The following is a 13,186-nucleotide window of genomic DNA, read 5'->3' as shown; positions in this document are numbered from 1 at the left end:
GGCCTAAGCCTGCGGCAGTGCTTTTAACAAAATTGCGGCGTGAACTCATGGTGTTTTGGGTTTACCAAATGTATAAACATCCTATCGATATTTTCATTTCTCTTTACCAATGAAGCAGAGCATATTTCCATCAATCAAACACCACCGTTTTATTCTTAAACACAAACACCCTGTCCTCAAAAACCAGCTTAAGGGCGGTTGCCAGTACGGCGGTTTCAATTTCTTTACCTGCTGTTACCATATCGGCCACGGTGTACGAATGGTTTACTGAAATAATTTGCTGCGCAATGATCGGCCCTTCATCCAATTCGTTGGATACGAAATGCGCCGTGGCCCCTATCAGTTTAACCCCGCGTTCAAAGGCTTTTTTGTATGGATTCGCACCTATAAAGGCCGGTAAAAATGAATGGTGGATATTGATGATCCGCATCGGGAATTTCTCCACCAATGCAGGAGATAGTATCCGCATAAACTTGGCCAGCACAATATAGTCCGGATCGTATTGATCGATAATGGTTGAAATTTTTTCTTCAAATTCCGGCTTGCTGATATTTTCGTGCGATACAGCATAAAAAGGCATATCAAAGCGTTTGCAGATATCCTCGAGTACGGTGTGATTGCCGATAACTGCCATCACCGTAGCGCCCAGCGTCCCGTAATAATTGCGGATCAATATATCGGCCACGCAATGGTACTCTTTGGTAACCATCACGACTACCCTTTTTTGCGGAAGCGGATTGATATGTACAATTGGGTTTGCAGGGAGTATATCACGCAGTTTCCTTTCAAGATGGTCGGGGTCACTTTCGTGGGATACTTCCAGCCGCATAAAAAAGCGATTTTGTGCCTGGTCCACATGCTCGCGCATCGAAACGATATTAAGCTGCTCGCGGGCCATAACTTTTGTTATGGAGGCTACCAGGCCCACCTGGTCGGTACATTGGATAACAATGATCATAAATTGTGAAAACGAATACGGGTAAAGATAATTTTTATTAGGTGTTGTACGGTTGTAATGTTGGAAAGTTGAAAAGTTGTGACGAATATGCCGTACCCTTTTTTACCATGAACGATGATCCATGAATTTTGAGCAACTTAATCAACCATCCTCTCAAACAACTTATTCAACTAAATTTTTTATTTTTATCCGTAACAAAACCCTGCATTTTAATATCATAGCGAATAGGAACAACAATATTATATCAATGATCATGCGTTACTTTTTATGTTTTTTATGCCCGCCGATAGCCATACTTACCACCGGCAGAATGGGGTCGTTTGTGTTGAACATTATTTTAACACTTTTATTCTGGATCCCGGGTATCATCCACTCTATTTTGGTGGTAAATGATTTTTATGAAGACAGGCGTTTCAGGCGCTATGCCAGGGCAACACGCAGAGGGTTTTAATGGCCTCACCCCACCCTCTCCATGGGAGAGGGCTAAAAAAATAAAGGCCATTAAACCTCAACCATAAATATGGATGCTGAAAATATACCCTTTAGGGTAATCAACTGGGAAAACGTTGTCAAAACAATGCATCCCGGAACTACCGGCACCGCCTGGTGGCAAACCCTGTAATTTGCGGGTTTGCGTTTAAGGTTAGTTGAATATAGCGAAGGTTATTTAGCCGATCACTGGTGCCAAAAAGAGCATATTGTACATTGCCTTGAAGGCGCGTTTACCACAGAACTTGAAACCGGCGAAAGTTTTCAATTGACTCCGGGGATGAGTTATATCGTATCTGACGAATTAAGTTCCCATCGTTCCGTTACCCAAAACGGGGTGAAATTACTGATCATTGACGGTGATTTTTTGAAATTGAAATCTACTGTTCAAACCGAAACTTTACAGGTTATCCTACCCAAATAGCTTGGGTCATATGATTTGATAAATGATATTTTTTGACTGCCCTGTATCGTAATTGCTGATCACACCGTAATCACTCCAATTAATCTGCTGTTTATGAGAGCAATCCTTTCAATAATACTTGCATTATTCATTTTGAGTGCGGTATCATGCAAAAAGTCTACCCAACTACCTTCAAACTCTTTAACCGGCAAATGGCGCTGGGTGAAATCAGTGGGTGGGATAGCAGGACTTACGTATACTCCTCAAAACACGGGCAATAATTTCAGGGATGAGTTTTATGCTGATAGTACTTATAAACGCTTTGAGAACGATTCCCTGCTCATCCAGCGCAGCTATTCCATCATAAAAGGCTATAATTATACTCCCACACAAAAAGTAGATGTTTTAAAAATAGGCGACTGGCGCAGTAGCATCTACGTCAAAAATGATACCTTATACCTGAACGATTTGTTCATCAGCGATGGCTTTGGAGATACCTATGTGCGGATCAGATAAAGCCGAAAGTGGACATTTTTTCATTTTTCGACAGATTTTAGGATCAATAACAAAGATGTTACCAAAAACCTGAACAGGGTTAACATTTTACCCTGTTAATTGCATCAAAAGTATCATTCCACATTCATAAAATTAGTTTAAATTTATCGCAACCATATAAATTAAACTAATGAGTTCACGAAGAGATTTTTTGCAAAAATCGGCCATTGTTGCCGGGGGCAGTCTGCTGGCCTCAACCTTTAACAATAAAGCATTTGCTATTTTTAAAAACCGGATAATGCCGAGCGACCAGCTTAATATTGGCGCCATCGGCATTAACGGAATGGGCTGGGCCGATGTGACCGCCGCATTAAAAGTGCCCGGCGTAAACCTGGTGGCTATTTGCGACGTGGATAAGAATGTGATGGATAAAAGGATGGCTGACCTGGCGAAAATGAATTATGGCACCTCAAAAATAAGGCGGTATGATAATTACCAGGCGCTGTTGGATCAAAAAGATATTGATGCCGTTGTAATTGGCACGCCCGACCACTGGCACGCCATGATCATGATGCATGCCTGCGAAGCAGGTAAAGATGTTTATGTTGAAAAGCCCGTGGGCAACTCCATTGGGGAGTGCCGGGCCATGGTAAAGGCGCAGGAACGTTATAACAAAGTGGTGCAGGCCGGCCAATGGCAGCGCAGCCAGCAGCATTTTAAGGATGCGGTCGACTTTGTACATAGTGGTCAGCTGGGTAATATCCGTACGGTAAAAGTTTGGTGTTACCAGGGCTGGATGAAACCCGGCCCGGTGGTGGCAGACAGTGCGGCCCCCGATGGTGTTAACTATGCAGGCTGGCTTGGCCCTGCAAAAACGGTTCCGTTTAACTCAAGCAGGTTCCATTTTAATTTTCGCTGGTTTTGGGATTATGCCGGCGGCCTGATGACCGATTGGGGTGTTCACCTGCTGGATTATGGTTTATTGGGGATGAATTCGCCCGTTCCTAAATCTGTTTCGGCACTGGGCGGGCGTTTTGCTTACCCTGAATTATACGAAGAAACCCCGGATACTTTAACCACGCTTTATGAATTTGATGGTTTTAACATGGTTTGGGATTCGGCGATGGGGATTGACAATGGCTCGTACAACCGCGACCATGGGATTGCTTATATCGGTAATAACGGCACGCTGATCTTAAATCGTGGCGGATGGGAAGTTATTGAGGAGCGGCAAAGCAAAAACAAGGTGGTAAAACCATTTGTAGCCTCGTCAGACAATGGCCTGGATAAGCATTGGGAGAATTTTGTAAGTGTGGTAAAATCGCGCAAAATGGAGGATTTGCATTGCCCGATACAGGCCGGCGCACATGTTGCGACCGTAGCGCAAATGGGAAATATTGCCTATCGCACCGGTAAAAAACTGGAATGGAACGATGCAGCGCATGAATTTACCGATAAGGGAGTTAACCGCGAATACCTGATGAAAGAATATCATAACGGATATAAACTGCCGAAGGTGTAAGGGAGATTTCGGATTTCGGATGTTCGATTTCGGATTTTAAAAGTAAAAGAATTAAACGATTGTTGTCTATACTCCGTGTCCTTTGCGGCTTCTCTGCGATCTCTGTGTTTGAATTTTTACCACGGAGGCCGCCAAGATTGTCGCGGAGAAACGCGGAGTTTTTGATATTCTATAATTTCTAAAATCCAATAATTCCGAAATCGAACATCCGAAATCCGAAATTAATAATCACTTTTGCCTTTTGATCATGCAAAAGGAAAAGCTGTTAATTATTGATGACGAGGAACGCCTGCGCAACCTGCTGGCCAGGATACTGCAACTGGAGGGGTATGATGTGCTGGTAGCAGCCAACGGGAAAGAGGGATTAAAGAAACTCCAGCAGGAAAATATCCCGGTGGTCATCAGCGATGTAAAGCTGCCTGATTATAATGGGATCGATCTTACACTGCAAATAAAATCCATTCGACCAGCAACCGAAGTTATTGTTTTAACAGCCTTCGGCACCATAAATGATGGGGTGAAAGCCATCAAATCGGGCGCGTTTGATTATATAACCAAGGGTGATGATAACGAGCGGATCATCCCGCTGGTAAGCAAAGCAATGGATAAGGCATTGCTGCAATACCGTGTACAGGAATTGGAACAAAAGCTGAATGATAAATTTGGTTTCGACCGGTTGATCGGTAAATCAGCGGCGGTAACCGATGTTATCAAACTTGCTCAAAAAGTTGCATTAACCGATACTACCGTTTTGCTGCTGGGAGAAACCGGTACCGGGAAGGAGTTATTCGCAGAGGCTATACACCAGGCCAGCCCACGCCATAGTAAGGCTTTTGTGGCGGTAAATTGCAGTGCTTTTACCAAGGAGTTATTGGAGAGTGAACTGTTCGGTCATAAGGCTGGTTCATTTACTGGTGCTGTAAAGGATAAAAAAGGACTTTTTGAAGAAGCTAATGGCGGCACCATTTTTTTAGATGAAATTGGTGAGCTTGATCACGAATTGCAGGCCAAATTACTGCGGGTGCTTGAATCTCAGCAGTTTTTAAAGATTGGCGATACCAAGCCTACCCAGGTAAATGTGCGGATATTAGCGGCAACCAACCGCAATTTGCAGGACGAAGTAAGTAAAGAGGGCTTTCGATCAGACCTGTATTATCGCTTATCTGTTTTCCAGATCACGCTTCCCGCGTTGCGCGACAGGAAAAAAGACATCAGGCTGCTGGCTGAATACTTTATGAATTATTTTGGGTTGAAGGTGAAAAAACAATTCACCGGGATGACCGACAAGTTTGTAGAAAAGCTGGAGGCTTATAGCTGGCCCGGAAACATCCGCGAATTAAAGAATGTGATTGAACGGGCGGTTATATTGGCTGATGAGACGATACTTGATGAAAGCCTGCTGCCTTACGAAATGCAGGAACCATCACCTGTAAAACCGGGCACTTCTCTGTCAGCTTTTGACCTGGCATCTATCGAAAAACTTCATATCCAGCGTGTTTTAAACCATACCCATGGCAACCGGGCCGAAGCGGCCCGGTTGCTCAATATCGGCGTGGCAACTTTGTACCGAAAACTGAAGGATTACGGGTTGGAATGAGTTCGGAATTCGGATGTTCGATTTCGGATTTTTAAATGGCGGTTTCAACGCTTTAATGAATTTAGCCTTATGCAAATCAGACTTTCAGTATTCTTATTGTTCATTGCTCATTTTGCTATTGCGCATGAAAACGTCTTTGTTTCCGGGAAAGCTAATAGTATTCGCTATTCTTATTTAATCGAACAAAAAGACAGTTCGCTGCTTTTGTCTGCTAAAAATAACGTCAACCTTGTGCATATTGGTGTAGAAACAGGGCTGTGTATCTCCAATATTGTTTATTCACAGCATCCATATCTTAAAGGTGCCATAGCCGGATTTAATGCCGGGGTTAACTTTGATATTCCGGTTGAGTTTTCTTTTTCGTTTGATGCCGCTGTTTTATATACCCAAAAGGGATGTTTTTCAACGACAAGCGATGGTAGCTATACGCAAAAGCTAAGTTTTATTGACGTGCCCTTGTTATTAAAGTTTGCATCAACTCATAGTAAGTTTAATTTTTTTTTAGGACCGCAGTTGTCGGTTTTGACATCCTCAAATAATACTTTTGAACCGGGCTTTACAGGTAATCGAGGTTCCTATAACTATAAGGGGGGCAAATTTTTTATTGACGGTGTCGTTGGTGAAAGCTTTGATATTACAGATCGTTTTAATATTCACGTTAGATATTCCATAGATCTTAACAGTACAAACAGTAGCTCCGGGCCGGATTTCCGTAACCAGGTATATCAAATTGGTTTTGGGGTTAGGTTAGATTAGGTTTTAAAACGGATACTATGATTCCGCTGCGAATTAAGTTAAAAAATTCCTATTTTAAGCCTCATAATAAAAGATGTCAGGTTGTCAGATATTTTGATTAACGCCATTTAAATGAATATTGACGAGATTTTAACTGCAACGATCGTTTTAACATCCATATTCGCCTATGTTAACCAACGATGGATCAAATGGCCGCCAACCATCGGGATCATGGTGCTTGCGCTGTTGTTTTCCATATTATTGGCTATTGTAGGGAAATTCGATCCGGCTTTAACAGAAAAGGCAGTTTCAATTGTTGCCTCTATTGATTTTCAAAAGGCATTGATGAATTTTATGCTCAGCTTCCTGCTTTTTGCAGGGGCCATCCATATAAATTCCAATAAATTAAAAAAGGAAAGATGGCCAATCATTATCTTGTCAACCATCGGGACCATCCTATCTACCTTCCTTGTAGGGGCACTGTCGTGGTACCTGTTTAAGTTTTTCGGGATAAATATTGATTTTATTTACTGCCTTTTATTTGGTGCGCTGATTTCGCCGACAGATCCCATCGCTGTACTGTCAATTTTAAAAGCGGCAAAAATTCCCTCATCCCTTGAGATCAAGATCTCCGGCGAATCGTTATTTAATGATGGCGTTGCGGTGGTATTGTTCATCAGTATCGCCGAGATCGCTAAAAACGGAATCGCCGATTTTCATTTTTTTGACCTGGTAAAATTATTTATGCAGGAAGCTGTGGGCGGGCTTTTATTCGGGGCTGTTTTAGGATATATGGGCTATTGGACGCTGCGTAGTATCGATAATTATACTGTGGAGATTTTAATAACGCTGGCAATAGTAATGGGCGGGTATTCAATAGCGGGATTTATGCACATTTCGGGCCCATTGGCCATGGTAGTCGCCGGGATCATCACCGGGAATAAAGTAAAAGACGAAGTAATGTCAGACATTACCCAGGATTATCTGAGTAAATTTTGGGAACTGATCGACGAGATATTAAATGCGGTACTTTTTTTATTGATCGGCATGGAAATGCTGATCATCAAAATTAATTCCATCGTGTTTCTCATCGGGATGATTATCATCGTAGTTGTGTTACTTGCCAGGTGGATCTCTGTAATTATTCCGGTTTATTTTTTAAAGTTTTGGATTGATTTTGAAAAAAATGTAGTGCCTATTCTCACATGGGGCGGATTGAGGGGGGGATTATCAGTAGCCCTTGCTTTATCCCTTTCGCCGGCAATGCACAAGGATGAATTTGTGCTGGTAACCTATATTGTGGTTGTGTTTTCAATACTGGTACAGGGCTTAACCATTGGCGATTTTGTAAGAAGGCTTGCTGCACGGGAAAAATTAAAAACACAATAACTTTTCTATCGTTACCAACGGGCATTAGCACCCCTGTTTTATCATTTCGACTGCTATATTTCATAAGAAATTACGGGTTTACCTTGTGAATTTTTAATGAAACCTTGAAAACCCTGAAAATCTTATAAACCTACACCTCATCAATTAACATTTTGATAAAACCCTATCAAAATGATAGTGGAATTCTCAAATCGGCAAATCTGATAAGTTATCAAAAATCAATTATTAAGTTGAATTTCAGTATGTTATAAATATTTTGGCATTTGTGGCACTAGCTTGGTATATGTGCCTGCAATCAAATCAAACAAAATGAATATTATAGCTGCTCTCACTTATGTATTATGCTTCATAATCATATCCAGGCTCACCATTAAATCAATCCATTTCCAACAAAAGATCTTATCCCGGTCGAAACATTATCAATCACCCTTGAATGATAACAGTCATTTTATAAAGTGACCGGTGATATTGGATTAACTAATTGATTTGTAAATATTTATATCGAATTCCAAAATTCTGAAACCGCGTCCTGAAACAATGAAAAAACAACAACTGAAATACTCCTTTAAAGATGTTTTAATGATCGCCATATCATGGCTGTTTGCCCTGGCGGTGCTTTATATCATCTACATAAAAATCAAAACTTTTTAGCCCTTACAAATAACTATTAAACTAACAAAAACAATCAGCCCTTTTAAATCAAAACAAAAATGGATACCATCCTAACAATTGCCTACGTCATATGCTTCATTGTCATATTCTGGCTCTTTTTCAAATCAGTTAATTACTTCGAAAAAATTTAAAAATCATGATCGCATTATTTATCGTAGCCATCGCTGTATTTTTTTATATGGTTTATGTGCTCCTCAAACCCGAAAAATTTTAATCGCTATTAATTATCATCAAAACAAAAAATTATGAATACTGAAATCTTAGGTGTCATTTTTATGTACCTGGCAATGGTTGGCCTGGCCATACCGCTGGGTAAATACATCGCCAAGGTGTTTAAGGGTGAAAAAACCTGGCTCGACTTTATGGCCCCGTTGGAAAGACTTATATACAAACTCAGCGGCATCGACCCTACCCGCGAAATGAACTGGAAACAACATTTAAAAGCAATGTTAACAATCAGCGTTATCTGGCTGTTTTACGCTTTTTTCTGTTTGATATTCCAGGGGCATTTACCATTAAACCCTGATCATAACCCAGGCCAAACGCCCGACCTTGCTTTTAATACGGCGTTGAGCTTCTTAACAAACACAAACATGCAGGATTACTCGGGCGAAAGCGGGGTAACTTATTATACACAAGTATTTGTGTTAATGTTTTTCCAGTTTGTTAGTGCGGCTACAGGTATTGCTGCCATGATGGTGGTAGTTAAGGCAATGAAAGATAAGGTTACCGATAAACTGGGTAATTTCTGGGATTTCTTAGTGAAATCTGTTACCAGGATATTACTGCCTTTGAGTTTTGTAGTAGCTGTTATTTTAGCTTTTAACGGTACACCAACCAGTTACAAAGGGAAAGATACCGTAATAGGTTTACAGGGCGATACGGTTCACGTTTCGCGCGGTCCGGCAGCAGCTATGATCGGCATAAAACAAATGGGTACTAACGGCGGTGGCTGGTTTGGCACAAATTCGGCACACCCGCTTGAAAATCCTAACTATTTGGCAAATATGGTTGAAAACATCAGCATCGTTCTTATTCCTATTGCGCTGGTGTTTGCCTTGGGCTATTATCTGAATAAAAAGAAGCTGGCCTGGGTGATCTTTGGTGTAATGACAGTAGGATTTATGTCGATGCTTATCCCTTCTATCCGGGCGGAAATTGGCGGCAACCCGGCTATAGCGCATTTAGGTATCAGCCAACCGGGTGGTTCAATGGAAGGCAAGGAAGTCCGTTTTGGCGCAGCCGCGTCAGCTTACTGGGGTATTACCACCACTGTAACTTCCAACGGGTCGGTAAATGCCATGCACGACAGCATGATGCCAATATCAGGTATTGGACAAATGTTTGATATGATGATTAATGCTTTTTACGGTGGAGTTGGGGTAGGTTATCTTAACTTCTACGTATTTATCATTATTGCCGTATTTATATCCGGGCTGATGGTTGGGCGTACACCCGAATTTATGGGTCGTAAAATTGAAGCACGCGAAATGAAGATCGCCTCGCTGATTGCATTGTTGCACCCCTTTTTGATATTGGTAGGTACCTCGGTCGCATCATGGGTGCTGGTGAATTACCCGAATATCAACTGGGCAACCAAGCCTTCGGCCTGGTTAAATAATCCGGGTTTTCACGGCTTTTCCGAGATGTTATATCAGTTTAGCTCAGCTTCGGCCAATAACGGTTCGGGTTATGCAGGGTTAACAGCAAATAATATCTTTTGGAACTTTGGCACCGGTTTGGTAATCTTCCTAGCACGGTTTTTACCGATTATTGGTCCGGTAGCCATAGCTGGGATTCTTGCTAATAAGAAATTTATTCCCGAATCGGCAGGAACACTTAAAACTGATACTGTAACTTTCGGTATAATGATATTTGCGGTCATCATTATCGTTGCCGCGTTATCATTCTTCCCCGCATTGACCCTTGGGCCAATTGCTGAACACGTTAGTATTAAATAAATTTTAGAAAGAATCAATCATGAGATCAAATCAAAATACATTATTCCAGGGCGATCAGGTGAGAGAGGCCTTCAGGCATTCTTTCACTAAACTGAACCCCCGTTTATTATTCCGCAACCCGGTAATGTTCACCGTAGAGATCGGCGCTGCTATTATGCTGGTGGTAACTATTTTCTCGCTGTTCAATAAAACTCAGGGAAGCTTCGCTTATAACCTTAGCGTATTCATCATCTTATATCTAACTGTACAATTTGCCACTTTTGCCGAGGCGATTGCCGAAGCACGCGGCAAGGCCCAGGCCGAAAGCCTGCGCAAAACCCGCGAGGAAACACCTGGCCGTGTGCTGGTTGATGGCAAGGAAAAGACAGTAATGTCTTCTTTACTTAGAAAAGGCGATATTTTTATCTGCGAAACAGGCGACAATATCCCTACCGACGGCGAAATCATTGAAGGTATTGCTACCATTGATGAATCGGCAATTACAGGTGAATCTGCACCGGTGATCCGTGAATCAGGCGGTGATAAATCATCGGTAACAGGCGGTACAAAAGTACTGTCGGATAAAATAAAGGTGATGGTGACTACCCAGCCGGGCGAAAGCTTCCTGGATAAGATGATTGCCCTTGTTGAAGGTGCATCACGCCAGAAAACACCAAATGAAATTGCATTAACCATATTGCTGGCAGGTTTTACGCTGATCTTCGTGATCGTGTGCGTTACCTTAAAGCCATTCGCCGACTATGCCAATACCCCTATTACCATTGCGGCATTTATTTCACTATTTGTTTGTTTGATACCCACAACTATCGGTGGCCTTTTATCGGCCATCGGTATTGCAGGTATGGACAGGGCTTTGCGTGCCAACGTAATTACCAAATCAGGTAAAGCGGTTGAAACAGCAGGCGACCTTGACACCCTGCTGCTTGATAAAACCGGTACCATTACCATTGGTAATCGCAAGGCTACCAACTTTTATGCAACAAAAGGTATCAATGAAATTGATTTTGTTACCGCCTGTGTTTTAAGCTCATTGGCTGACGAAACCCCTGAAGGTAAATCCATCGTTGAGCTGGGCGAAACCGGTAAAACTAAAGTAAACGCTAAAGTGCCTGATGGTTCGGTGTTTATTAAGTTCACTGCCGAAACCCGTTCAAGCGGTTTGGATACCCCTGAGGGTTTACGCATCCGTAAAGGCGCTTTCGACTCTATCCGTAACATCGCTTTAAAAGCAGGAAATCCTTTCCCGGCTGATACAGAAGAAAGCGTAAAAGAGATCTCTTCAAACGGCGGTACCCCATTAGTGGTATCACAAAATGAAAAGATATTGGGTGTAATTGAGTTACAGGACATTATTAAACCAGGCATAGCCGAACGCTTTGAGCGCCTGCGCAAAATGGGTGTAAAAACGGTAATGGTAACTGGTGACAACCCGTTAACCGCAAAATTTATTGCGAATAAAGCCGGTGTGGATGATTTTATTGCAGAGGCTAAGCCCGAAGATAAAATGAACTATATTAAAGCTGAGCAACAGGGCGGTAAACTGGTAGCCATGATGGGTGACGGTACAAACGACGCACCAGCTTTGGCCCAGGCTGACGTTGGCGTAGCGATGAACAGCGGCACACAGGCTGCCAAAGAAGCAGGTAACATGGTCGACCTGGATAATGATCCAACCAAACTGATCGAGATCGTGGAGATTGGCAAGCAATTGCTGATGACCCGTGGTACTTTAACCACCTTCTCTATCGCTAACGACGTGGCCAAATATTTCGCTATTGTTCCGGCTTTGTTCATGGTCTCTATCCCTGCGTTGAAATCACTAAATATTATGGACCTGCACAGCCCTCAATCGGCGATCTTATCGGCAGTAATCTTCAACGCGATCATTATCCCGTTACTGATCCCGTTGGCTTTAAGGGGTGTTGAGTACAAACCAATAGGCGCTAGCGCTTTATTGCGTCGCAACCTGTTGATCTATGGATTGGGCGGCGTATTGGTTCCGTTTATAGGTATCAAATTAATCGATCTTTTGGTCGGCATTTTAATCTAATTAACATTAATAAATATTAATATGAAAACGTATTTATTGCCTTCAATAAAAATAACAGTTGTGTTGTTAGTGCTGTTATCAGGTCTTTACCCATTGGTAATAGCAGGCATTGGAAAATTTACACCGGGACAAGGTGACGGCGTTACCGTTACTTACAAAGGGCGCGTTGTTGGTTATGCCAACATCGGCCAAAAATTCACAAAGGATCAGTATTTCTGGTCGCGCCCGTCTGCCGCCAATTACCAGGCAGATGCCGGCGCAGGCTCAAACAAGGGCCCTTCAAATCCTGACTACCTGAAAGGCGTTGAGAAACTGATCGATACCTTTATGGTACATAACCCCACCGTAAAACGTGGTGAGATCCCAGCCGAACTGGTTACCTCTTCTGGCTCAGGTTTGGATCCTGACTTATCGCCTGCCGGCGCCGGGGTTCAGGTAGCCAGGATTGCCAAAGTGCGCAATCTCCCGGCTGCACAGGTTGAAAAAATAATTGCTGATAATACCGAAGGACCTGTTTTAGGCCTGTTCGGCCCATCAAAAGTAAACGTTTTGAAAATGAACGTGGCTTTGGATGAGTTGAAGAAATAACTTTCTGTTCTTAAAAAAATAGAGTAGTCAGATGGAGAAAAAACGGTGTCACCCTGAGCTTGTCGAAGTGCGCGCGTAGAGGCGTTTGCCCGCGTGCTTCGACAGGCTCAGCATGACAACGCTCATTTGACGTTTACCGAAATAATTAATTTGTATATAAATCTCATAAATGAAAAATAAAACAACATTACTCATACTGGCCATTGCAGGCCTTACTATAACTGCGAAAGCGCAGGACACGATTAAAACCACCGGCGACGCACCCCTGGTGCTGAGTGGTTCGGTAGATACCTATTTTAAAACCGACTTTTCGGGAAAAGCAAACAT

General features: G+C 42.5%; 12 protein-coding genes. 11 read left to right on the top strand and 1 reads right to left on the bottom strand.

Annotated features, from left to right (window positions below):
- Positions 1–130 precede the first annotated feature (130 nt).
- Entirely contained in the window at positions 131–958 is an 828-nt protein-coding gene (purU, locus tag QZY09_RS13380; protein WP_295673140.1) for a formyltetrahydrofolate deformylase, read from the bottom strand.
- 247 nt (positions 959–1,205) lie between these two features.
- Here purU and QZY09_RS13375 point away from each other — a divergent pair, with 247 nt between their 5' ends.
- The 11 genes from QZY09_RS13375 to QZY09_RS13330 all read left to right on the top strand — a co-directional run bounded on the left by QZY09_RS13375 (position 1,206) and on the right by QZY09_RS13330 (position 12,859).
- A complete protein-coding gene (locus QZY09_RS13375) occupies positions 1,206–1,409 on the top strand; it encodes a YqaE/Pmp3 family membrane protein (protein WP_295673138.1) in 204 nt (67 codons plus the stop codon).
- Positions 1,410–1,589: 180 nt separating this feature from the next.
- Positions 1,590–1,871, top strand: coding sequence for a DHCW motif cupin fold protein (locus tag QZY09_RS13370; protein ID WP_295673135.1), 282 nt, complete (start codon positions 1,590–1,592; stop codon positions 1,869–1,871).
- Between the two features lie 93 nt (positions 1,872–1,964).
- Positions 1,965–2,366 carry a hypothetical protein gene (locus QZY09_RS13365; RefSeq protein ID WP_295673133.1) on the top strand — a complete coding sequence of 134 codons (402 nt, stop codon included), beginning with the start codon at positions 1,965–1,967 and terminating at the stop codon, positions 2,364–2,366.
- Positions 2,367–2,535: 169 nt separating this feature from the next.
- Complete coding sequence (locus tag QZY09_RS13360; protein ID WP_295673132.1) at positions 2,536–3,867, top strand: Gfo/Idh/MocA family oxidoreductase; 1,332 nt, start codon at positions 2,536–2,538, stop codon at positions 3,865–3,867.
- 247 nt (positions 3,868–4,114) lie between these two features.
- Positions 4,115–5,464, top strand: a complete 1,350-nt coding sequence (locus tag QZY09_RS13355) for a sigma-54 dependent transcriptional regulator (RefSeq protein WP_295673130.1) — start codon at positions 4,115–4,117, stop codon at positions 5,462–5,464.
- Positions 5,465–5,533: 69 nt separating this feature from the next.
- Positions 5,534–6,220 carry a porin family protein gene (locus QZY09_RS13350; protein ID WP_295673128.1) on the top strand — a complete coding sequence of 229 codons (687 nt, stop codon included), beginning with the start codon at positions 5,534–5,536 and terminating at the stop codon, positions 6,218–6,220.
- Positions 6,221–6,331: 111 nt separating this feature from the next.
- Complete coding sequence (locus tag QZY09_RS13345; RefSeq protein WP_295673126.1) at positions 6,332–7,588, top strand: sodium:proton antiporter; 1,257 nt, start codon at positions 6,332–6,334, stop codon at positions 7,586–7,588.
- Between the two features lie 808 nt (positions 7,589–8,396).
- Entirely contained in the window at positions 8,397–8,474 is a 78-nt protein-coding gene (locus QZY09_RS24750) for a potassium-transporting ATPase subunit F (protein ID WP_091380852.1), read from the top strand.
- 31 nt (positions 8,475–8,505) lie between these two features.
- Positions 8,506–10,221, top strand: coding sequence for a potassium-transporting ATPase subunit KdpA (gene kdpA / locus QZY09_RS13340; RefSeq protein WP_295673124.1), 1,716 nt, complete (start codon positions 8,506–8,508; stop codon positions 10,219–10,221).
- A 19-nt stretch (positions 10,222–10,240) separates the two neighbouring features.
- On the top strand, positions 10,241–12,271 hold the full coding sequence (kdpB, locus tag QZY09_RS13335) for a potassium-transporting ATPase subunit KdpB (protein WP_295673122.1): 2,031 nt from the start codon (positions 10,241–10,243) through the stop codon (positions 12,269–12,271).
- 21 nt (positions 12,272–12,292) lie between these two features.
- On the top strand, positions 12,293–12,859 hold the full coding sequence (locus QZY09_RS13330; RefSeq protein WP_295673121.1) for a K(+)-transporting ATPase subunit C: 567 nt from the start codon (positions 12,293–12,295) through the stop codon (positions 12,857–12,859).
- The last annotated feature ends 327 nt before the right edge of the window (positions 12,860–13,186 follow it).

Source organism: uncultured Mucilaginibacter sp. (assembly GCF_903913935.1).
Classification (GTDB): Bacteria; Bacteroidota; Bacteroidia; order Sphingobacteriales; family Sphingobacteriaceae; genus Mucilaginibacter.
Note: the sequence above shows the minus strand (reverse complement) of the source record. Positions and strands in the feature narration are given on the sequence as shown.

Excerpts from the sequence above, each read along its gene's own strand:
- purU (WP_295673140.1), bottom strand. The coding sequence starts at position 958 with ATGATCATTGTTATCCAATGTACCGACCAGGTGGGCCTGGTAGCCTCC.
- QZY09_RS13375 (WP_295673138.1), top strand. The coding sequence starts at position 1,206 with ATGATCATGCGTTACTTTTTATGTTTTTTATGCCCGCCGATAGCCATA.
- QZY09_RS13365 (WP_295673133.1), top strand. The coding sequence starts at position 1,965 with ATGAGAGCAATCCTTTCAATAATACTTGCATTATTCATTTTGAGTGCG.
- QZY09_RS13360 (WP_295673132.1), top strand. The coding sequence starts at position 2,536 with ATGAGTTCACGAAGAGATTTTTTGCAAAAATCGGCCATTGTTGCCGGG.
- QZY09_RS13355 (WP_295673130.1), top strand. The coding sequence starts at position 4,115 with ATGCAAAAGGAAAAGCTGTTAATTATTGATGACGAGGAACGCCTGCGC.
- QZY09_RS13350 (WP_295673128.1), top strand. The coding sequence starts at position 5,534 with ATGCAAATCAGACTTTCAGTATTCTTATTGTTCATTGCTCATTTTGCT.
- QZY09_RS13345 (WP_295673126.1), top strand. The coding sequence starts at position 6,332 with ATGAATATTGACGAGATTTTAACTGCAACGATCGTTTTAACATCCATA.
- QZY09_RS24750 (WP_091380852.1), top strand. The coding sequence starts at position 8,397 with ATGATCGCATTATTTATCGTAGCCATCGCTGTATTTTTTTATATGGTT.
- kdpA (WP_295673124.1), top strand. The coding sequence starts at position 8,506 with ATGAATACTGAAATCTTAGGTGTCATTTTTATGTACCTGGCAATGGTT.
- kdpB (WP_295673122.1), top strand. The coding sequence starts at position 10,241 with ATGAGATCAAATCAAAATACATTATTCCAGGGCGATCAGGTGAGAGAG.
- QZY09_RS13330 (WP_295673121.1), top strand. The coding sequence starts at position 12,293 with ATGAAAACGTATTTATTGCCTTCAATAAAAATAACAGTTGTGTTGTTA.